23 protein-coding genes are annotated in these 19073 nt (G+C 48.7%); 22 read left to right on the top strand and 1 reads right to left on the bottom strand.

Features of this window, described 5'->3' with window-relative positions; all coding sequences use genetic code 11:
• Positions 1 to 17: 17 nt before the first annotated feature.
• From ACFFK0_RS12805 to ACFFK0_RS12725, 17 genes are all read left to right on the top strand, one after another.
• Complete coding sequence (locus tag ACFFK0_RS12805) at positions 18 to 332, top strand: DUF6664 family protein (RefSeq protein ID WP_377470617.1); 315 nt, start codon at positions 18 to 20, stop codon at positions 330 to 332.
• Positions 333 to 415: 83 nt separating this feature from the next.
• Complete coding sequence (locus tag ACFFK0_RS12800) at positions 416 to 1243, top strand: Rpn family recombination-promoting nuclease/putative transposase (protein WP_377470616.1); 828 nt, start codon at positions 416 to 418, stop codon at positions 1241 to 1243.
• Positions 1244 to 1266: 23 nt separating this feature from the next.
• Positions 1267 to 1542, top strand: a complete 276-nt coding sequence (locus tag ACFFK0_RS12795) for an Rpn/YhgA-type helix-turn-helix domain-containing protein (RefSeq protein WP_377470615.1) — start codon at positions 1267 to 1269, stop codon at positions 1540 to 1542.
• Between the two features lie 68 nt (positions 1543 to 1610).
• A complete protein-coding gene (locus tag ACFFK0_RS12790; protein ID WP_377470614.1) occupies positions 1611 to 2381 on the top strand; it encodes a hypothetical protein in 771 nt (256 codons plus the stop codon).
• 307 nt (positions 2382 to 2688) lie between these two features.
• Positions 2689 to 2889 carry a hypothetical protein gene (locus tag ACFFK0_RS12785; protein WP_377470613.1) on the top strand — a complete coding sequence of 67 codons (201 nt, stop codon included), beginning with the start codon at positions 2689 to 2691 and terminating at the stop codon, positions 2887 to 2889.
• Positions 2890 to 3060: 171 nt separating this feature from the next.
• Complete coding sequence (locus tag ACFFK0_RS12780; RefSeq protein ID WP_377470612.1) at positions 3061 to 4005, top strand: DUF3991 domain-containing protein; 945 nt, start codon at positions 3061 to 3063, stop codon at positions 4003 to 4005.
• A 123-nt stretch (positions 4006 to 4128) separates the two neighbouring features.
• Entirely contained in the window at positions 4129 to 4419 is a 291-nt protein-coding gene (locus tag ACFFK0_RS12775; protein WP_377470611.1) for a type II toxin-antitoxin system Phd/YefM family antitoxin, read from the top strand.
• On the top strand, positions 4397 to 4714 hold the full coding sequence (locus tag ACFFK0_RS12770) for a type II toxin-antitoxin system RelE/ParE family toxin (RefSeq protein ID WP_377470610.1): 318 nt from the start codon (positions 4397 to 4399) through the stop codon (positions 4712 to 4714). The genes ACFFK0_RS12775 and ACFFK0_RS12770 overlap by 23 nt, the downstream gene beginning before the upstream one ends.
• 1047 nt (positions 4715 to 5761) lie before the next feature.
• Positions 5762 to 6784 carry a polysaccharide deacetylase family protein gene (locus ACFFK0_RS12765; RefSeq protein ID WP_377470609.1) on the top strand — a complete coding sequence of 341 codons (1023 nt, stop codon included), beginning with the start codon at positions 5762 to 5764 and terminating at the stop codon, positions 6782 to 6784.
• A 368-nt stretch (positions 6785 to 7152) separates the two neighbouring features.
• Entirely contained in the window at positions 7153 to 7515 is a 363-nt protein-coding gene (locus tag ACFFK0_RS12760) for a plasmid mobilization protein (RefSeq protein ID WP_377470608.1), read from the top strand.
• 13 nt (positions 7516 to 7528) lie between these two features.
• On the top strand, positions 7529 to 8947 hold the full coding sequence (locus ACFFK0_RS12755; protein ID WP_377470607.1) for a relaxase/mobilization nuclease domain-containing protein: 1419 nt from the start codon (positions 7529 to 7531) through the stop codon (positions 8945 to 8947).
• Positions 8856 to 9752 (top strand): DUF3801 domain-containing protein, encoded by an 897-nt coding sequence (locus ACFFK0_RS12750; protein WP_377470606.1) that lies wholly within the window; start codon positions 8856 to 8858, stop codon positions 9750 to 9752. Before ACFFK0_RS12755 ends, ACFFK0_RS12750 begins: the two co-directional genes overlap by 92 nt.
• On the top strand, positions 9749 to 10654 hold the full coding sequence (locus tag ACFFK0_RS12745; protein WP_377470605.1) for a hypothetical protein: 906 nt from the start codon (positions 9749 to 9751) through the stop codon (positions 10652 to 10654). Before ACFFK0_RS12750 ends, ACFFK0_RS12745 begins: the two co-directional genes overlap by 4 nt.
• A 41-nt stretch (positions 10655 to 10695) precedes the next feature.
• Positions 10696 to 10887 (top strand): hypothetical protein, encoded by a 192-nt coding sequence (locus ACFFK0_RS12740; protein ID WP_377470604.1) that lies wholly within the window; start codon positions 10696 to 10698, stop codon positions 10885 to 10887.
• Between the two features lie 103 nt (positions 10888 to 10990).
• Positions 10991 to 12643 (top strand): VirD4-like conjugal transfer protein, CD1115 family, encoded by a 1653-nt coding sequence (locus ACFFK0_RS12735; RefSeq protein WP_446686277.1) that lies wholly within the window; start codon positions 10991 to 10993, stop codon positions 12641 to 12643.
• A gap of 6 nt (positions 12644 to 12649) precedes the next feature.
• Positions 12650 to 12949: a glutamyl-tRNA amidotransferase gene (locus tag ACFFK0_RS12730; protein ID WP_446686276.1), complete on the top strand. Its 300-nt coding sequence runs from the start codon at positions 12650 to 12652 to the stop codon at positions 12947 to 12949.
• A gap of 66 nt (positions 12950 to 13015) precedes the next feature.
• Positions 13016 to 13855: a VirB6/TrbL-like conjugal transfer protein, CD1112 family gene (locus ACFFK0_RS12725; protein WP_446686275.1), complete on the top strand. Its 840-nt coding sequence runs from the start codon at positions 13016 to 13018 to the stop codon at positions 13853 to 13855.
• Between the two features lie 34 nt (positions 13856 to 13889).
• On the opposite strand, the gene ACFFK0_RS12720 is transcribed toward ACFFK0_RS12725, so the two are convergent.
• Positions 13890 to 14141 (bottom strand): helix-turn-helix domain-containing protein, encoded by a 252-nt coding sequence (locus tag ACFFK0_RS12720; protein WP_377470602.1) that lies wholly within the window; start codon positions 14139 to 14141, stop codon positions 13890 to 13892.
• A gap of 170 nt (positions 14142 to 14311) precedes the next feature.
• Between ACFFK0_RS12720 and ACFFK0_RS12715 the strand changes: the two genes are divergently transcribed.
• From ACFFK0_RS12715 to ACFFK0_RS12695, 5 genes are all read left to right on the top strand, one after another.
• The gene (locus ACFFK0_RS12715) at positions 14312 to 14497 is read left to right on the top strand and encodes an aspartyl-phosphate phosphatase Spo0E family protein (RefSeq protein WP_377470601.1); all 186 of its coding nucleotides are present in this window, start codon (positions 14312 to 14314) and stop codon (positions 14495 to 14497) included.
• A 31-nt stretch (positions 14498 to 14528) separates the two neighbouring features.
• The gene (locus tag ACFFK0_RS12710) at positions 14529 to 14885 is read left to right on the top strand and encodes a hypothetical protein (RefSeq protein ID WP_377470600.1); all 357 of its coding nucleotides are present in this window, start codon (positions 14529 to 14531) and stop codon (positions 14883 to 14885) included.
• A gap of 24 nt (positions 14886 to 14909) precedes the next feature.
• Positions 14910 to 15275: a PrgI family protein gene (locus ACFFK0_RS12705; protein ID WP_377470598.1), complete on the top strand. Its 366-nt coding sequence runs from the start codon at positions 14910 to 14912 to the stop codon at positions 15273 to 15275.
• Positions 15268 to 17595 carry a VirB4-like conjugal transfer ATPase, CD1110 family gene (locus tag ACFFK0_RS12700; RefSeq protein ID WP_377470597.1) on the top strand — a complete coding sequence of 776 codons (2328 nt, stop codon included), beginning with the start codon at positions 15268 to 15270 and terminating at the stop codon, positions 17593 to 17595. The genes ACFFK0_RS12705 and ACFFK0_RS12700 overlap by 8 nt, the downstream gene beginning before the upstream one ends.
• A 451-nt stretch (positions 17596 to 18046) precedes the next feature.
• Positions 18047 to 19027, top strand: a complete 981-nt coding sequence (locus ACFFK0_RS12695) for a histidine kinase dimerization/phospho-acceptor domain-containing protein (RefSeq protein WP_377470596.1) — start codon at positions 18047 to 18049, stop codon at positions 19025 to 19027.
• Positions 19028 to 19073: the final 46 nt, after the last annotated feature.

Below are 19073 nucleotides of genomic sequence, written 5' to 3'. Positions count from 1 at the left end.
GCAGGGAGGGGACGTAGTTGGAAACGATAGATGTATCGCAGATGAAAGCTGTATTTGACGAGATTGAAAATAGGGTAGTCAGCCGCCTGCGCGCCAGCGAGGAGGTATACGCGCGATTGCTCCGGCAGCGAAATGAGATTAAATCGCGGCATCCGTTCGTCCGATCGGTCTTTGAAGGGGATGCTTCGGTCTTTCCAAGCGCCGAGGACTATCAAGCATGGCTGGACTACAAAAAGTCGTCGGACGAATCCGATCAGATGGAGCGAATGGCGCTTTATTTGCAAGGACATGCCGATTGTTTCGCTTATTTGCGAAAAATTGGCGCGCTGTAACAGGTCAGAGACCCGGTGAATGTATTTCATCTTGCAGGCCGAAAATGATATACTAAAAAGGAAAGGAATGGGGTGAATTTTCGATGCAAGATTTACTTGATCCCCGCGTGGATATTGTTTTCAAACGCATTTTCGGCAGCGAACATAACCGGGATGTGCTGCTCGCGTTTCTGAACAGCACGTTTCGCGAGGCGGGCGAGACGCCGCTGACGGAGATTGTCCTGCTGAATCCGTATGCGGATGCGGATGGCCCTGACGACAAACAGTCGATTATGGATATTAAGGCCAAAACGGCAAAGGGTGAGCTGCTGAATATTGAGATGCAGCTATTTAACCCGTATCACATGGAGAAACGAACCCTGTTCTACTGGGCTGAGATGTACTATCATCAGATTCCAAAAGGCAGCAGCTATAATACGCTGAAAAAATGCGTGACGATCAACATTTTGAATTATTCCTGTCTGCCTAACGATCGTTACCACAGCGTGTTTCACTTGCGGGAAGATTATACCGGGATTGCGCTTCTGGACGATATCGAGATTCATGTGATGGAGCTGACGAAGCTGGATCAGCATTCGATTCCTCTTGACCAGGGCGGGTTGGTCAATTGGCTGTTGTTTTTAAAAGGTGTGGACAAATCGAATTGGGAGGTGCTCACGATGAATGAACCGATGCTGAAAAAAGCGATGGACACGCTGGAATTTTTAAGTCAGGATGCCGCGGCGCGTATGGCTTACGACGCCCGGATGAAGGCGCTCAGTGACGAAAAGTCGCGTATTGAAGGAGCCAGAGCAGAGGCAAAAGCAGAGACTGCGGCAAGGCTTCTTGCCATGGGAATCGATATCCAAACCATTGCAAAGGCAACAGGGCTGTCGGTTGAGGAGATTCAAGCATTAAACCCTCTTCAATAGCTCAGAAAATAGAAGGTCTCGCGATGAATGAACCGAAGATGAAAAAACCGATGGATACGCTCGAATTTTTAAGACAGGATGCCGCAGCAAAGACGGCTTACAATGCCCGGATGAAGGCGCTCAGCGACGAAAAGTCGCGCATTGAAGGAGCTATGCAAGAAGGCAGAACAGTAGGAATAGAAGAGGTAAAAGCAAAGATTGCGGCCAAGCTCCTTGCCATGGGAATGGATATTCAAATCGTTGCAGAGGCAACGGAGTTGTCAGTCGAAGAGATTCAAACGTTAAATCCGCTACACTAGCGGAAATAATATGACAGTCATCATTTCGAACGTGTTCATGGCAGCCGCTCTCTTTAGGGTGGCTGTTTTTGCTTTTTCCCCTGCTTTCAAGCGGCGGCATTTCTACGATGGTTTTCAATCTGAAAACGGATATAACGAGTTTCTGGGCGAGGGAAACGAAAATGAATTCTTTTTCCGATAAATTTGCATTAACCAGGCAACAGAGCGTGTTTTTGGCCAAAAAGAAATGGGATGAAAATATATTTTTCGCTATGAAAATGGAGAACAGAAACATCACGTTCCCGCAAACGCAAACGATTTTGCATGGTGTGAACGTACCCAGCGTCTCCATAGACGACATTCAGGCCGTGCTGAATATGCGGGATGCCTGGCGCTATCTGGTTTCTACTATTGACGAGCAGACAACGCTGAATTACATTTGCAAACTGAACGAGTACGTGGCAAGAAACGAAGCACTGGAATGGGGAGTTTTGCAGACGAGGCAAGTCGAGATTTCCGATACGGATTATGTGACCCTTCTCCCCGTACGCAGTTTAATCGAACAGGAACTGGCCGAGCTATTGTCTGCGGATATGACTAATACCAACAGGGCAATTACCGCGTTTCTGTGGGCTTTAAGAAGGCAAATGTTTCTACGCGGTAACATGCGGACATCTCTTCTGCTGACTAATAAAATTTTGTTGGAAAAAGGCAGCGGCATGCTGACCATTACGGAGAAGAACATGGCGCAATTTAACGAACTGTTATCCGCATATTTCAATACGAATGAAATGAGTGCCTTCAAGGTTTTCCTTTACGAATATGCCATCAGCGGCATCGAGTTCAAAAAAACGGAGTAATGGGAACCGGACAAGGAACGATAAATTATCGTGTTACCGATAAAAAATTTGTTTGCACTTCAAGGCGTGGCAAGTTTTTTTGTTTTTTAGGATAAGATGCCTTCGATGCGTCGCATTTCGCAGGTCGAAGAAAGTCCAATTATTAAAGCTCATAAATTACACGACGATGGACTCCCGCTTTGGGGGTCCATTTCTCATTTCTGGAGGAATGAATATGTTGTATGCCATACCAAGCAGCGGCGGATGTATTTGCCCGATTCTACCGCCTTTTTGTTACGGAACCACCTTGACCGAGGAGGGTGAAACCGTGCCAACATTGGAGTTGATTTCCAAAGAGAAGAACGGATTTGGTGACACGTACTATTATATCCGTGATTCAAACGGGGTGACCAGTCAAGTTTACGAAGGCGATTTAGACGCATTCATGAAAATGAAAGGTGCTACGGAATTGAGAGAAGGCAGCGCTTACCTGTATCCCAAAAGGAAGAGTAAGGGTAAGGTGCGATGAACGATATAATCATCGGATGCTGCTTGGATCTCGATTAGTCAGATGGACATATTGGAAAAGAACTCAATAGTCGTGGGAGAGGTCGGAATGTAACATAATTACACTAAGTTCAGGCTCAACTTGTAAAAAGTTGTCATGTCTAAGTTACTTCTTTGGAAAGGAGCTGCGGCGATGGGCTACGTAAGTAAAGAACAGATTGAACGTGCAAAAAGATTGGATTTGCTCACATATTTGCAAATGTACGAGCCTGCGGAACTGGTACGTTGCTCTCGTAACGTCTACTCCACCAGGTCGCACGATAGTTTGAAGATTTCCAACGGTAAATGGTACTGGTGGTCGAGGGGCATTGGCGGGCGTTCAGCGCTGGATTATTTGATCAAAGTGCGGGGTCTTTCATTTCCCGATGCGGTGTTGCTAATTGAAGACGTTCATCCGAACAGTGTGCCTACATTTCCTCAACTTTCGCAAAATCGCCTAACGCGGTTTGAACTTCCAAAACCGAATTGTACATCGCATCGCGTCATGGCCTACCTCAGGAAACGCGGCATCCATCGTAAGTTGATCGAATTTTGTCTTGAAACCGGGCGATTATATGAAAGCCGGCGTTATCACAATGCGGTATTCGTCGGTTTTGACCAAGAAGGGAACCCACGTTATGCTGCGATACGCGGAACGACAAGCACCCGTTATATGGGAGAAGCTGCAGGCAGTGATAAGCGGTATTCGTTTTCAATTCCAGCCTCAGAGAGCAGTACGGAATTGCATTTGTTTGAGAGTGCCATTGATCTTTTATCTTACTGTACGTTGGAACATCTCACCGGTCGGGATTGGCGGCATGCGCATAAGCTATCGCTAGCTGGAATATACAGGCCCAAAACAAATGGGGTTGACGCTATTCCTCCAATTGCCCTAACGCATTATTTGCAATGCTTTCCACAAGTAAGCCGACTCGTATTGCACTTAGACAATGACGAGCCCGGGCGATTGGCGGCAGCGACGATTCAGAGACTCCTCTCCCCCGCTCTTCTCATATCCGATGAGCCGCCCAAAGTTAGCAAGGATGTAAACAATGAGTTGATGGAATTTCGAAGAAGACGCGAAGCGCCATCTCGATGAGGGGAAATGCACAGCATGTGGATGAGATGTGGATATATTTGGGGATAAGCGCAATCTCATTGATTGTATAGCATGTAATGGATATAATAAAGTCAGTATACAGCTATACAAGGGGTGAACAAGATGATTATCAAGCCTTCTGCCAGTATCCGGCAAAACTATAATGAAATCGCCGATTTATGCAAATCATCCGGGGAACCGGTTTATTTGACCAAGAACGGTGAAGGCGATCTCGTCGTGATGGATATCGAGACGTTCTCCCGCCGCGAGAAGATGTTAAAGTTGCGCGAAGAACTGCTCGCTGTGCAAGAAGATCGTATGGCTGGCCGTGTTGGTGTGACGCCGGATGAACTGGACGCTTACCTGGAGGGCATTATTGACGAGGTGCAGCATGGAAAAGATGCCCCGATATAAAATCATCGTTTCCGATCGCGCCCGCCAAATGCTGGCGGCTCATGTGCGATTTCTCGCAGAGAAAAGTCCGGATGCGGCGCGAAAAACAAAGAACGAATTGCTGAATGCGATACGTTCCTTGGCGCGATTGCCGGAACGCTATCCTTTTCTGGAAGTGGAATTTATTCCGTCAAACAAGTATCACAGGATGTTCGTGGAAAAATGGTATCTGGTATTGTATCAAATTCAGGATGAAATCGTGTATGTCGATTTCATTGTAGACTGCCGCCAGGATCACCGCTGGTTGGTGAGATAACAAAAAAGTTCAGAGCAAGACGCTGAGTGAATCGGCGTCTATTTGAGTTATATCGGGGGGTTCTCTTGAACTGGCCAATAATTCAAAATTTCCCCATTCAATTTCGTGACTTTTAACTTGCCAAATGTGTCAATACATAGACATTAATGATAGTATCAAGATTACTGCTTGGGGGCAAGAAACCTTGAAAATCATCAAAATGATGGCTTTAGCTGCTGCTCTGGTAATCACATGATGCTCGACTAATGGAAATCAGCGTCAGACCGACGATAACCTGACTAATGCTAAACAACAATGTGGGAGATACTTCACTGGATGGCTTGCGAGCAAGATTGGAAAGGCATATGCTGGCTGAATCCACCCAATTATCGTAAAATCGGTAAACGGGCTCAAAAAGCCTCGAATCATCTCAAAACGGCGCTACGGTTGTATGCTTGCAGCCTTCTCGTACGGATACAAATGGTGGTACGAGTATTCGGTAAAAAAGCCAAGACCAACTTTGGTAGCCATGCAACATGTTAGAAAGGAAGAATAAGGGTGAAGGAGGCGTTAAAAGAATCGACCTCTATTTGTGACGTTATAAAAAGTTTAAGTTCAATAATGCGATAAAGCACGATAAAGCACTTGATAACTTTCTATACCAAGATTTTTGCTGTATGATGAAATTTTGTGTAGAATCCTGGCTGACTATTTGAACATTGCGGGCTTTCCTTGCGTCTATATGGGAAAAGGAGCCGTGATTATATGAAATGGTTGAAAATCGCAATAGCTGTCATGTTGATGAACTTGATTGTTGCCGGTTGCAAAGCCACGCAGGGAAGCGGAGATAGAACTTCGGACGGTTCGGTACCAGAATGGTCGGCAGCAACCGGGAAGGGTAAGGGTCAATCGACGCAAATGTCGAATACGGATCCTTTTAAATCGGGAATCTCGCCGCAAGGAGGAGAAGCAGCCATATCGGAGGGAGGAGATGCTTCCGGTTCTTCTGGAAAAATTGATGGTAGGCCGACGCCGGACGGTTCTTCCCATAACGCCGGGAGTTCCGCTGTGCCTGGTAACGAAGGCGGGGGAATTTCGCAGACCGATGAGGATCTCGTTCCGTACCATGGGCCGATCGAACATATCTTTTTCCATCCATTGGTGATATATCCCGAGTTGGCTTTTGACGGCGATCGCATGTCGCGAGGGTACGATGACTGGTTCGTCACGGTTAAGGAATTCAAGGCCATTATTGATTCTCTCTATAAACACAACTTCATGCTGATCGACCTGAACTCGATTTACGAATTGCAGGAAGCTGACGGAAAAAAACAGACGAAAGCGAAGGAACTTCGTCTGCCCAAAGGCAAAAAACCGATTGTTCTCTCGATCGACGACATGAACTATTACGACTATATGCTGCAGAACGGAAATGCAAATAAACTTGTTATCGACGACAACGGGGAGATCGCCACTTATTCGGTCAGCCCGAAAGGCGAGAAAATCACGTCGCGCGACAACGAGATCGTGCCGATCCTAGACGATTTCGTCAAGGTGCATCCCGACTTCTCATTGAACGGAGCCAAAGGGCTCATTGCGCTTACTGGTTATGAGGGCGTTCTCGGCTATCGCACGAACAAGAAGGATGCCCCGAACTACGAGGAAGAGAAACAAGGAGCGCTTCGTATAATCGATCGGCTGAAATCGACAGGCTGGTCGTTCGCATCGCACGGATACGGGCATCTTGACGCAAGGAAAGTGGGCTTAGACCGTCTTACCGAGGATACCGCGAGATGGAAGGACGAAGTGGAAACATTGACGGGCCCGACCAATATATACGTGTATCCATTTGGCAGCAGTGTTCTGCCAGGTGACCCGAAATATGCAGCCCTGCTGAAAGCCGGCTTCACCGTGCTCTGCTCCGTTGGACCGGCCCCTTACTTGAAATGGATGCCCGATTCGCTCATGATGGACCGCAGGCATATTGACGGTATCGCCCTGAAAACTCAGCAATCTAAGCTGGTCGACATGTTCGATGCGAACGAGGTGCTGGACCCGGTTCGCGCCGAATTGTTGGATAGTATGCATTAAATGCAGAAAAGCCTTTCCACCCTGGGGAAAGGCTTTTCTGCATTTTCATTACCACAATTCACTTCTTGTGGATCAATTGTGGATCGATTGGTGATAAGGGATCGCCGATGTTTCGTCTGATGTGACCAATTGATTCGTGCAACCTGCTCCCTCTCTTCTTCCCGGCGGGTGCCTTGAAGACAACACGAGACGAACGTCTCGTGTTGTAGCAAGCACTGAATTTGGCTAGCCAAATTCACTTGTTAGGGGCTTTGCCCCTAAGACCCCTCTGTTTCGATGCCTCCGGTTAGATGATCGAATGTGTTGCAGGTAACTCGTTCATCTCGGTAACGATTGTTTTACACAGCAAATTTGAAAGGAGTGATCGAATGAGAAAACGTTCTATTCGTGTTCTAGTACGCCTGAATGAAAAGGAGCGGCAACACCTCGTAACTCAAGTGAAGAAATCGGGGCTTTCTCAGGAAGCGTTTATTCGTGCGCTCATCAACGGCTATGTTCCCAAGGCGTTGCCTCCGCTGGACTATTACGCGATGATGCGCGAGCTCCACGCGATCGGCAATAATCTCAATCAGTTGGCGGCGAAGGCGCACGCGACCGGGCATCTGGATCGGGCCGCTTTTCAGCAGGAGGCGGATCAGTTGCGCCGCGCCGTCCAATCCATTCAACAGGCTGTAACAGCGCCGGAACTTAGAACCGAGCCGCTCGAGAATCTGAACGTACATCCACCGTAAAGGGGGCATGCGTATGGCGACAACTGCAATCTGGGACGTTACCGACCGACTCAAGCGCGTGCTGGACTATGCTTCCAATCCCGACAAAACGGATTTAGGGCGCGTCGAGAATGAAGGTTTGCAACAGGCGCTCACATATGCTGTATCGGATGTCAAAACAGAGAGGCAGCTCTACGTGAGCGGTATTAATTGCGATCCGCTTACCGCTTACGAGCAAATGCAGCGCACCAAGCGTCAATTTCAAAAAATGGATGGCGTCGTAGCGTTTCACGGATACCAATCGTTTTCACCAGGCGAAACGACACCGGAAATGGCACACACCATCGGCGTCAAGCTGGCGCAGGAGCTATGGGGAGAACGCTTTGAAGTCGTCGTATCGACCCATTTGGACAAAGAGCATTTGCACAATCACTTTGTACTGAATTCCGTCTCCTTTATCGACGGAAAACGGTACTACGACAACAAAGCCTCCTACGCCCTGCTTCGGCAAACTTCCGACCGGTTATGCCGGGAACATGCATTGTCAGTCATTGAGCAACCCGAGCCGGGTAAAGCCAAACACTACGGGGAATGGAGAGCGGATCGAGATGGCAAGCCGACTTGGCGCGGTCTGATTCGAACCGATGTGGATCAGGCGATTGCGGCATCGATGACTTGGACCCAGTTTATCGCCGCGTTGCAGAAGCAAGGCTATGAAGTAAAAATGACGGTAAAGCATATGGCGGTACGCCCGCCTGGTAAGGAACGCTTCGTTCGTTTGCGCAGTCTGGGTGAAGATTACACGGAGGATGCTTTGAAGCAACGCATTTTGCGAAACCGTGTTCCCCGAAAATTACCGTCTTTGCCGATGCCTCGGAGGAAACGCGTCATTTACAAAGGAACGATTCGATCCGGTCGTCGGTTCAGCGGCCTGCAAGCATTATACCTACGCTATTTATATGAAATGGGTATCCTGCCCCGTTATCGTGCGTCCCCGCGAAGGACGCATTTTTTATTGCGGGAAGATCTGCGACATTTATCGGTAATTACCGCGCAGACGAAACTGCTTTGTCAGCATCGTATTTCAAGCAAGGAGCAGCTTTTGGACTATGTATCTGCCACACAGCAAGAGATGCTCCTACTTTACGGCGAACGCAAGGCGCTGTACAACCGTCTTCGCCGTTGTGAGGAAAGCCAGATCGTCGCTTACAAGGAGCAAATCGCCGTACTATCCAAACGGCTTGCCACGCTCCGAAAGGAGGTGAAACTGTGTGTGGGCATCCTTGCCCGATCCGGTGAAATGATGGCTGTACTTCGTAGCAACAAGCAAAATCAACCATTACGAAGGGAGGATTCCATCCATGAGCAGTGGAGCCGAGGCGGCCGATCAGGTCGTCAATATGAGTCTGCGGGGCATCGAGGTGATGGCCAAGATTTCCGGCGAAGGCGCTAAGCATTTGGCCGTCTATTTGTTTGCCGCCCTGCAGGGGCAGAAACGAACGAAAGGCAGCACTCGTTTGGAAAGCTTGCTTCGCAGCGGCAAGGAACTGAAAGTGTTTGCCGTTAAAAATGAGGATTTGCCGACGTTCTGCAAGGAAGCCAAGCGATACGGGGTTCTGTACTGCGCCTTGCGAGACAAAAAGAATGTCGATGGATTGTGCGACGTGATGGTGCGGGCCGAGGACGCATCCAAAATCAACCGTATTGTCGAGCGCTTCAAACTGGCGACCGTGGATACGGCCAGCATTAAAAGCGAAATTGAAAAATCCCGCGCCGGAAAGCAGCCCGTTCAACATACGTCCGAGCAAGATCATGTGCGAGCATTGGACCAAACCCAGCAACGGACGGCGGAGCAAGAAATCGCGGCCAAGGGAACGACTACGGAAAAGAGCGCCGACGATTTTTTGGACGAATTGATGCAGGAGAACAAATCAAAGCAGCCGACTTTCCCGGCGCACGACCAACCAAACCCCACGATGGCGACGACGGAGCCGCCCCATCCGTCCGAGCCTACCTCAGGGCGCAGCGAAGAATCCGCAAGGGGTACGATTGAACCGAAAGCCGAGACAGTGCAGCAGTGGCCATCGATCCGTGAACTGCTGCGCGAGATTCGGGAAGAAAATCGGAGGGCGGAGAAAGAACGGCGTCAGATGGTCAAGGAACCGTCGCTTCCCAAACGCAGCGAGCGAAATGCCGGTAAAGCGAAGACGGGGAAAACCAAATCCAACGGATCTCGAAAGCGAGGGAAAGCCAAGTGAACAATCTGGACGAATTATTCCGTCAGGATGCAGCCAGTCGATCATCCACGAATCCGTCCGAGCAACCATTTGACAAGGAAGCCTGGGCACAGAAAAAGCAGGAACTTAGGCAATGGACTTACGAGACGATTGATGCCGCGACATCGTCCATTGCACGAAGCGGCGATGAATTTCAGCGTTATCTGGATGTGCAAAGCCGCTTCGATCGCTACAGCGTATCCAATGCGCTTCTGATTCTCGCACAGCGGCCAGAGGCGACGCGCATCGCTGATTTTGATACGTGGAAAGAACAAGGCGTATTTATTCGCCGCAAGGAAACCGGCTTTTACATCTTGGAGCCGGGAGAGGAGTACCGGAGGGATGACGGCAGCACCGGCATTAGCTATAACCCCAAAAGGATGTTCGACATCACGCAAACGACGGCCAGCCAGAAGAGGGAACAGCCGATCTATCCGGACGACCGGATGCGCATTAAAGCGCTGATGGACCGCGCCCCCGTCCCGATTGTCATCGGCGATGCGCTTCCGCCGGAAATGCATGCGCTCTACCAGCCGGATACAAGAAATATTGTCATCCGACGCGGCCTGGATGCTGGGGATATTTTCCGATCGCTTGCGCAGGAGTTGGCGCATGCGGAGCTGGATCGCGGAGATGGCCGTTACAGTCGCTCCGATTTTACGTTTCATGCATACTGCGCTTCTTACATCCTGTGCAAACAGTTCGGCGTGGATACGTCTTCCTTCCGCTTTCATCGTGTGCCAGAGAAACTGAAGGACATGGAACCGCAACAAATCCGCGCCGAATTGACGGTGATGAAAGATACCGCGCATGACATGGCTCGCAGGATGAACCGGATGCTGGCGCAGCATCGACAGCAGCTTCGGACGGAAACGGCAAGGTAAGCTTGTCGTCATGTGCTATTTTTCTTTGGGAGGGAATGCCTGTGAGGGAAGAAGAACGGGTTCTTTGTCTGGATCATTACGAGCATGGCATTGTGGTGCATGCGCTGAATGCGCTGCGGAATGATTTAATCGGCGAGAAGCGCCCCACCGATGCCGTCGATGAATTGTTGCTCAAAACGATTGATGCCCCCATTCAAAAAAATAAACGCCGGAGTCACCATGAGGCGCGTTGAAACCGTAAGGAGTAGCTTGATACTCTTTGCGGTTTTTTTTATTCCCGTCCTATGGACGGCATTGCTGACCGCTCCTGCACTTTCCGGGGGGCTGCCGGCGATATTGGAGCATCTCAGCGCGGCGATCAACCATCCATTCGATATTCAGTGGGTAGACGATACACCGCGCTGCTTGCTCGTTTTTAGTCTGGCCTATGGGCTCTGTGTCGGAGTTTTTTTGGCCTCCCCGCGAAACTATCGACGACGGGAAGAGCACGGAAGTGCTCGCTGGGGCCGAGCGAAAACCGTATGCGCCAAATATCGCAGCAAAGAGCCGAAGAAAAACAAAATTTTGACTCAGCAGGTGTGCATTGGATTGGACGGACGCAAGCATCGCCGTAATTTGAATGTGCTCGTTGTAGGAGGTTCCGGTTCTGGCAAAACACGGTTTTACGCCAAGCCGAACGTGATGCAGGCGAACACATCGTTCGTCGTTCTCGACCCGAAAGGCGAAATCTTGCGCGATACCGGGCATCTGCTTAAAGCAAAAGGGTATGACATCAAGGTGCTCGACCTGATCAATCCGCATCGTTCCCATGGTTATAACCCGTTCGCTTATTTGCAGGACGACAAAGACGTGCTAAAACTGGTCACGAACCTGATTCGCAATACGACGCCGAAAGGGAGCAATACGAACGACCCGTTCTGGGAACGATCCGAAACGGCACTGCTGGAGGCACTCATATTGTATTTGCTCTATGAAGCGCCGCCGGAAGAGCGAAACTTTCCAATGGTGATGGAGATGATCGCTGCCGCGGAGGTACGTGAAGAAGATGAAACGTATCAAAGTCCGTTGGATGAGTTGTTCGAACGGCTGGCCATGCGTGACCCGGAACATTTGGCGGTCAAACAGTACAACATCTTCAAACTGGCGGCGGGTAAAACCGCCAAATCGATCTTGATTGGCCTCGGCGTTCGGCTGGAGAAGTTTAACTTGCATTCGATCGCCGGAATGAGCCTGGTCGATGAGATGGAACTGCCTGCCATGGGTGAAAAGAAGACGGCGTTGTTTGCCGTCATTCCCGACAACGACAGCAGTTTCAACTTCATCGTCGGGATGCTTTACACCCAGCTTTTTCAATGCCTGATGTACGAAGCCGATTACCGGCACGGTGGACGCCTACCGGTGCACGTACATTTTGTGATGGACGAGTTTGCCAACGTCGCCTTACCCGATGAATTTGACAAGCTGCTCTCGACGATGCGCAGCCGCGAAATTTCGGTTTCCATCATCCTGCAAAATTTGGCGCAGCTCAAAGCGCTTTATAAGGATTCATGGGAATCGATCGCAGGGAATTGCGACGTGTTTTTGTACCTGGGCGGCAATGAACAGTCCACCCACAAATACGTCTCGGAGTTGCTCGGCAAGGAAACGATTGACACGAACACATACGGCCAAAGTAAGGGACGCAGCGGCAGCTATTCGATCAATTATCAGTTGTCCGGCCGAGACTTGATGACGCCCGATGAGGTGCGGCTCCTCGACAACCGGTATGCCCTGCTCTTTATTCGCGGCGAGCGCCCGGTTCAGGATGACAAGTACGATTTGCTCAAGCATCCTCATGTATCGCTTACGACAGATGGCAAAGGTCTTCCCTACCAGCATGGGGGTACTGATCTTGCACTCGATTGGCGAACCGTGACGCTGGATGAAAACGGAGATTACGAGCTTTTGTCGGAGGAAGAAATTGAATCGCTATTTTTACGAGGGGAGTGATGGGATTTGAATTTCAAAATGAAAAGGTTGTTTTCGATCTATATCATGCTGATCTTAATGGGAACTATGTTCGTCTCCACCGCTTACGCCAATGGCGACCCGATGACGACGGTTAATAATTTGTCCAGCTTCATTTTCGGTTTAATTCGGGCGATCGGCATGCTTATTCTCGGGTTCGGCATTGTCCAGATCGGATTGTCGCTCAAGTCCCACGACCCTTCCCAGCGGGCGAACGGATTTCTGACGCTCGCCGGCGGGGTCATTATTACGTTTACGAAAGAAATTCTTACCCTGATTGCCGGATAAATGGAGCATTAATGAGGGGGACAGACGATATGTCTGTTTCCCCTGTTTACAGAGAGGGGTGGGAATTTGGCTAAAAACAGTTGGATTGCCGACAACCTTGAAAATGCACTCGATACATGGAATGATAAAATGAACGAAATCTGGCAGCTCGTTACCCAGTCGCCGGTCGATTTTAAGGGCGGCGGCGTGTGGCGCGTCATTACTGACATTCATGGCGCGTTGCAGGCGACGGGACTTGCGCTATTGGTCTTGTTTTTTGTGATCGGTGTGGTGAAGACGACCGGCAGTTTTGCCGAGATGAAAAGGCCGGAGCTCGCCGTCAAGTTGTTTATCCGCTTTGTGCTAGCTAAAGCGGTCGTCACCTACGGACTGGAGCTAATGATGGCGTTGTTTACGATCGTTCAGGGCATCATCTCGACAATGTTGGGACGCTTCGGGTTTGGAAAGACGGAAGCCATAGCCCTGCCGAACACCATCGCAAAAGCGATCGAAGATGTCGGCTTTTGGCAAAGCATTCCGCTGTGGGTGGTCACTCTTCTGGGAAGTCTATTCATCACGGTGCTATCTTTTGTGATGATTCTGTCGGTGTACGGACGTTTTTTTCGCATCTATATTTATACGGCAATTGCTCCCGTTCCGCTGTCCGCTTTTGCCGGAGAGCCAAGCCAAAATATCGGCAAGTCGTTTCTGAAAGGGTACGCGGCCGCTTGCATGGAGGGGGCGGTCATCGTGCTTGCCTGCATCATCTATTCCGCCTTCGCCTCCGCGCCTCCAGCGGTCGATGAAAGCGCGGGTGCGGTGACGATGGTATGGACGTATATCGGAGAGTTAATTTTTAATATGCTCGTCCTCGTCGGTACGGTGAAAATGGCGGACCGAGTGGTGCGGGAAATGATGGGGCTGTGAGTAAGGGAAATGATTACCGTCGCTCCCAGGTCGATTATTCAGTCCCTTCGCCCAACAATTCGCGAAGGGAAACTTCCAGCGCTTTGGCAATCGCGACAACTTCATAGTCTTGGACAAGCCGATTCTGCCCTTCGAGACGCGAAAGGCTTGTCGGACTGATATCGAGACCAGCCGTTTGCAGTCTGGCGAGAAACTCCTTCTGCTTCATTCCCTTTGCCTTGCGGATAGCAACAACTCTTGCGCCAATAATATTTTTGTCACCTGGCGGTTCTTTTCGATGTTTCAATAGTATGCACCTCACAATACAAATCAAATTGTACGTGAGTGCATCATTGTTTTAATGCGAATATCGCATTAAAATGAAATAAACCGATTATCGCATTAAAATTGAGAGGTAATCAATTAATCAGACAACCAGGAACGCCGCTCAATGAAGACGCACTGGGAGGCTGACCGATGACACGTTTGATAGGTCAATTAGAGGAAGAAAGAAGGAAGTTGAACGAACTGGGGGAAAAATCCCTCGAACAGGGAATTCCTCTGTTCAAGAATGAGGCGGTTCAGGCTCAAAGCCGGAAGGTGGACGAATTGATCGTCCATTTACACCACAAGAAGACCGGACGAGAGCATCAGTTGCGCTAGTGTGCGCTCAAGCAAGAAGGGGGTGAAGTCAGTGGAGTTTCCATCTTGGTTTCAAACCGCGATTCAGCAGCGGCTGGACTACATTTCTGCCCGGATCGAACGCCATCCCGAGTTGTACGCCCGACGCAAAGAAGAGTACAAAGCCTTCCAAGCGATGTTTAAAGGTGTTGACAAGACGCAGATGCCGGAGTTTATGGAATGGGAGGAAAAGGCTCATTTCACGCGGGCGATTGAAAACGAGCACTTGTATTTGCAAGGGATGCGGGACGGCGCTCAGATTGTACTTGCGCTGTTGACCGATCCCCTTCCATCCGGTGACGAAATGTTGGCAGCTTTGAAAAAGTCGGAGCCCAAATCGGGACAAACGGAGGCTGAGGGAGAGCTATAGCCAATCGAAGATTGGAGGATTCAAATGGAAGTGAAAATCAACCGGGAAATCCGGGATTATACGGAAAGCTTATTCTTTGGACTGTCCTTGCGGCAGTTCTTTTTTTCTGTCCTGGCAGTCGTTGTGGCTATCGGCCTATACTTCGGACTGCGCGGCCGCTTTGGTCTGGAAACGCTCAGTTGGATGTGCGTTTTGGGAGCAGCGCCCTGCGCAGCCTTGGGTTTTATCAAATATCACGGCATGACGGCCGAGCAATTGCTTTGGGCGTATGTAAAATCGGAATTTCTGTTGCCGAGGCGGTTTGTCTTCTACTCTACTAACATCTACGTTGAAGCGCTGAAAAAGAGCATGCAGCATCATGAGCAGGAAAGGATGAAGCGCCGTGATTAAAACGCTCAGACGCATCATCAAGCAGGACAAGGAGCGATTTACCATACCGAAAGGCGTACAGCAAGTCATCCCGATTCGTGCCCTTTGGCCGGACGGGATTTTTTTTGTTGGCAACAAGTTCTCCAAATCGTATAGGTTCGAGGATATCAACTACGCCGTCGCGTCCAGGGAAGATAAGGAAACGATGTTTTTGTCCTATTCCGAACTGCTCAATTCCTTTGACAGCGGAGCGACCACGAAGATTACGATTCATAACCGGCGTTTGAATCGGGCGGATTTCGAGGGCTCGATTCTCATTCCGCTCCGACAGGATCATCTCGATACGTACCGTGAGGAGTATAACGAGATGCTTCTCGCTAAGGCCACTGGCGCAAATGGGACGATTCAGGAAAAGTACATTACCATATCCGTGGTAAAGAAAAATGTAGAGGAAGCCCGTCAATACTTTGCGAGGGTCGGCACCGAACTGATGTCTCATTTTTCCCGTCTCGGTTCCAAATGCATCGAACTGGATGCGATCGATCGGCTGCGCATTTTCCATGATTTCTTTCGGATCGGCGAGGAAGCTGATTTTCGGTTCGACCTTTCCGAAACGATGCGCAAAGGGCATGATTTCAAGGATTACATTTGCCCGGATACGTTCGAGTTTGAAAAGGATCACTTTCGGATGGGGAACTATTTTGGCCGCGTCATTTTTTTACGAGAATACGCCAGCTATATAAAGGATAGCATGGTATCGGAACTTTGCGACCTGAATCGGAATTTGCTTTTGTCATTGGATATTATTCCGATTCCAACCGATGAGGCCGTTCGCGAGGTAGAGAACCGTTTGCTCGGCGTGGAGACGAACATCACGAATTGGCAGCGGCGGCAAAACCGGAACAACAACTTTTCGGCTGTGGTTCCTTACGATATGGAGCAGCAACGCAAAGAGAGCAAAGAATTTCTGAACGACCTAACTACACGAGATCAGCGGATGATGTTCGGTCTATTAACGATGGTCCATGTTGCGGACAGTAAGGAACAGCTTGATAATGATACGGAAGCGCTGCTCACAACTGCACGCAAGCATTTGTGCCAGTTCTCCACGTTGACCTATCAACAAATGGACGGTCTGAATACGGTGCTGCCATACGGATTGCGAAAGGTACACGCATTGCGGACTTTGACGACGGAAAGCACGGCTGTCTTTATTCCGTTTCGGGCGCAGGAAATCATGCATCCGGGCGGCATTTATTATGGGCAAAATGTGATAAGCAAAAACATGATTGTAGCCAACCGCAAGCAATTGCTAAACGGAAACAGCTTCATCCTTGGCGTATCCGGTTCCGGCAAAAGTTTTACCGCGAAACGGGAAATTGTCAACCAGGTATTGGCAGGAGACGACGATATTATCCTGATCGATCCGGAACGGGAGTACTCTGCCCTGGTGAACGCATTGGGAGGCGAAACGATTCATATTTCCGCCACATCACCCAACCATATCAACGCGATGGATATGAACCGGCAATATGGCGACGGAGCGAACCCCATCATTCTCAAATCGGAGTTTGTCCTCTCGCTCTGTGAACAGTTGATTGGCGGATATCAACTGGGAGCCAAGGAAAAGTCGCTCATTGATCGCTGCACCGCTAGCGTATACCGGAAGTATTTACAGAGCAACTATAAAGGGCAACCGCCGACGCTCCAAGACTTTCGTGCGGAGCTGCTCAAGCAAGCGGAGTCGGAGGCGCAGGACATTGCACTCGCGATCGAACTGTTTACCTCTGGCAGTTTGAACACGTTCGCCAAGCCGACCAACGTCAATGTTCATAATCGGCTCATCTGTTACGATATCCACGACCTCGGTAAACAGCTTCTTCCGATCGGCATGCTGGTCGTTTTGGACAGTATCCTGAACCGAATTACGCAAAATCGGGCCAAAGGAAAAAATACATTTATTTTTATCGACGAAATCTATCTTCTGTTTCAGCATGAATACAGCGCCAACTTTCTGTTCACGCTTTGGAAGCGTGTCCGAAAGTATGGCGCTTTTTGTACGGGTATCACGCAAAACGTGGATGATTTGCTTCAAAGCCATACAGCCCGCACGATGCTGGCGAACAGCGAATTCATTGTCATGCTGAATCAGGCCAGCACCGACCGGATGGAGCTTGCCGAACTGCTTAACATTTCGGATCTGCAACTCTCCTATATCACGAATGTAGACGCAGGAAATGGACTCATGAAGGTAGGAAGCTCCCTTGTACCGTTTACCGACAAGTTCCCGAGACATACGAAGTTGTATCGACTGATGACAACGAAACCTGGAGAGCAATAACAAATGTAGCAAACGGCTGGTCATCTTGTGGCCAGCCGCTTGACAATGTCCAGAGAACCAGCGGTTCTATGCGATCATGTAAGAGTGCGGCGACAGTAAGGTTAGATTTAACACTGGAGCACAACTTCAGGAAAAAATCGGATTGCGTTGGATGGTTGTGAACTTGGATAAAGGACTAATGTTAATTAAAATAGGAAATGACGAGGTTGATAGTTGTATTTGAGTAAACGTAAAGAGACAATGGGGAAATCTATAAATCATGCTCGCATTTTACTATATGATAGGAAAAACCTAGATGAGCATAATTAACGCAATTAAATGAAATGTTTGACAATTTTTATGTGAAGGCACAATAATGTTGGTAAATGTTTCATTTCGCCTAGATGCCTCCTTTTCTTGTATTATACTCGTTTAAAGAAGTGTTAAAATCGGAAAGGGTGGAGGGCATATTATGCGAAGCATTACTGATCAGCAGCTGCTTGAAGCATATTACAATTCAATGGAGGAAGATTTAGACGAGGAATTTATTAAACAAATAAGAAATGAACTACTACGTCGCAATATTGTGATAGACAGACGGGAGTGCGATATTTTGGCTAACATGTTTGGAAAATCGGATTTGGATTATGATCAATTGCTTAAATATTCTCTCGAGGCTATTTTCTTGCTTCAAAACCGGAAGGTCATCTATGTAAACCAAACTGGCTTTAATCTCCTCGGTTTGTCTTATCCCGATGAAATTATCGGGGTTGATATCAACCGTTTCTTACATCCCGATTATCACGGGATTTGTAATGAGCAGTTTGCCCAAATAAAAAGTACCGAAGCGTCTGAAATGAAATTAATTGAGCAAAAAATGATCCGAAGCGATGGCGAATCCATTGACGTTGTCGCCGCGGCTGCACCGTATTATCTCGGTGGCGACATGCTTATTCAATTAAGAGTGCTGGATAGTACAAAACGGAAGGCCACTGAAAGGCGGTTATCAGCAGCGGAAAAACTGTCCTCAATCGGACAGATGGCCGCCGGGATTGCTCATGAAGTTAGAAATCCATTAACCACCGTTAAAGGTTTCGTTCAGCTTATGCAAAAACAAATCGATCACCTTTATTTTCCCATAATCGTAGAAGAATTGGATAACGCAATTAGGACGTTGAATAATTTACTACAGGTTGCGAAACCGGATTTAGACGATGAACCCAACGTCTCCATTAGTCTTTGTTCAGAATTGGAATCATTGATTTTTTTATTTCAGGAAAAACTTTACGATATAAAGGTAACGAAGATTTTCCGCGATCGGGACAAGCAATTTGTTGGAAAAAAGAATCTGATTCTCAAAGCCTTTTTCAACTTGGTTAAAAACGCATTAGAATCCATCGAAGGAAAAGGAGCTCTCACATTAGAGCATTTTTATAAAGAGCTATTCCTGTAATGAATTAATTTGCGGTTTGAAAAGAAAAAGCGCCTCCTGTATGCTG

The sequence above is a fragment of the Paenibacillus chartarius genome, assembly GCF_042432825.1.
In the GTDB taxonomy this organism is placed as follows: domain Bacteria; phylum Bacillota; class Bacilli; order Paenibacillales; family NBRC-103111; genus Gordoniibacillus; species Gordoniibacillus chartarius.
Note: the sequence above shows the minus strand (reverse complement) of the source record. Positions and strands in the feature narration are given on the sequence as shown.

Excerpts from the sequence above, each read along its gene's own strand:
- ACFFK0_RS12705 (WP_377470598.1), top strand. The coding sequence starts at position 14,910 with ATGGAAGTGAAAATCAACCGGGAAATCCGGGATTATACGGAAAGCTTA.
- ACFFK0_RS12695 (WP_377470596.1), top strand. The coding sequence starts at position 18,047 with ATGCGAAGCATTACTGATCAGCAGCTGCTTGAAGCATATTACAATTCA.
- ACFFK0_RS12760 (WP_377470608.1), top strand. The coding sequence starts at position 7,153 with ATGAGAAAACGTTCTATTCGTGTTCTAGTACGCCTGAATGAAAAGGAG.
- ACFFK0_RS12750 (WP_377470606.1), top strand. The coding sequence starts at position 8,856 with ATGAGCAGTGGAGCCGAGGCGGCCGATCAGGTCGTCAATATGAGTCTG.
- ACFFK0_RS12795 (WP_377470615.1), top strand. The coding sequence starts at position 1,267 with ATGAATGAACCGAAGATGAAAAAACCGATGGATACGCTCGAATTTTTA.
- ACFFK0_RS12800 (WP_377470616.1), top strand. The coding sequence starts at position 416 with ATGCAAGATTTACTTGATCCCCGCGTGGATATTGTTTTCAAACGCATT.
- ACFFK0_RS12775 (WP_377470611.1), top strand. The coding sequence starts at position 4,129 with ATGATTATCAAGCCTTCTGCCAGTATCCGGCAAAACTATAATGAAATC.
- ACFFK0_RS12715 (WP_377470601.1), top strand. The coding sequence starts at position 14,312 with ATGACACGTTTGATAGGTCAATTAGAGGAAGAAAGAAGGAAGTTGAAC.
- ACFFK0_RS12755 (WP_377470607.1), top strand. The coding sequence starts at position 7,529 with ATGGCGACAACTGCAATCTGGGACGTTACCGACCGACTCAAGCGCGTG.
- ACFFK0_RS12770 (WP_377470610.1), top strand. The coding sequence starts at position 4,397 with ATGGAAAAGATGCCCCGATATAAAATCATCGTTTCCGATCGCGCCCGC.
- ACFFK0_RS12780 (WP_377470612.1), top strand. The coding sequence starts at position 3,061 with ATGGGCTACGTAAGTAAAGAACAGATTGAACGTGCAAAAAGATTGGAT.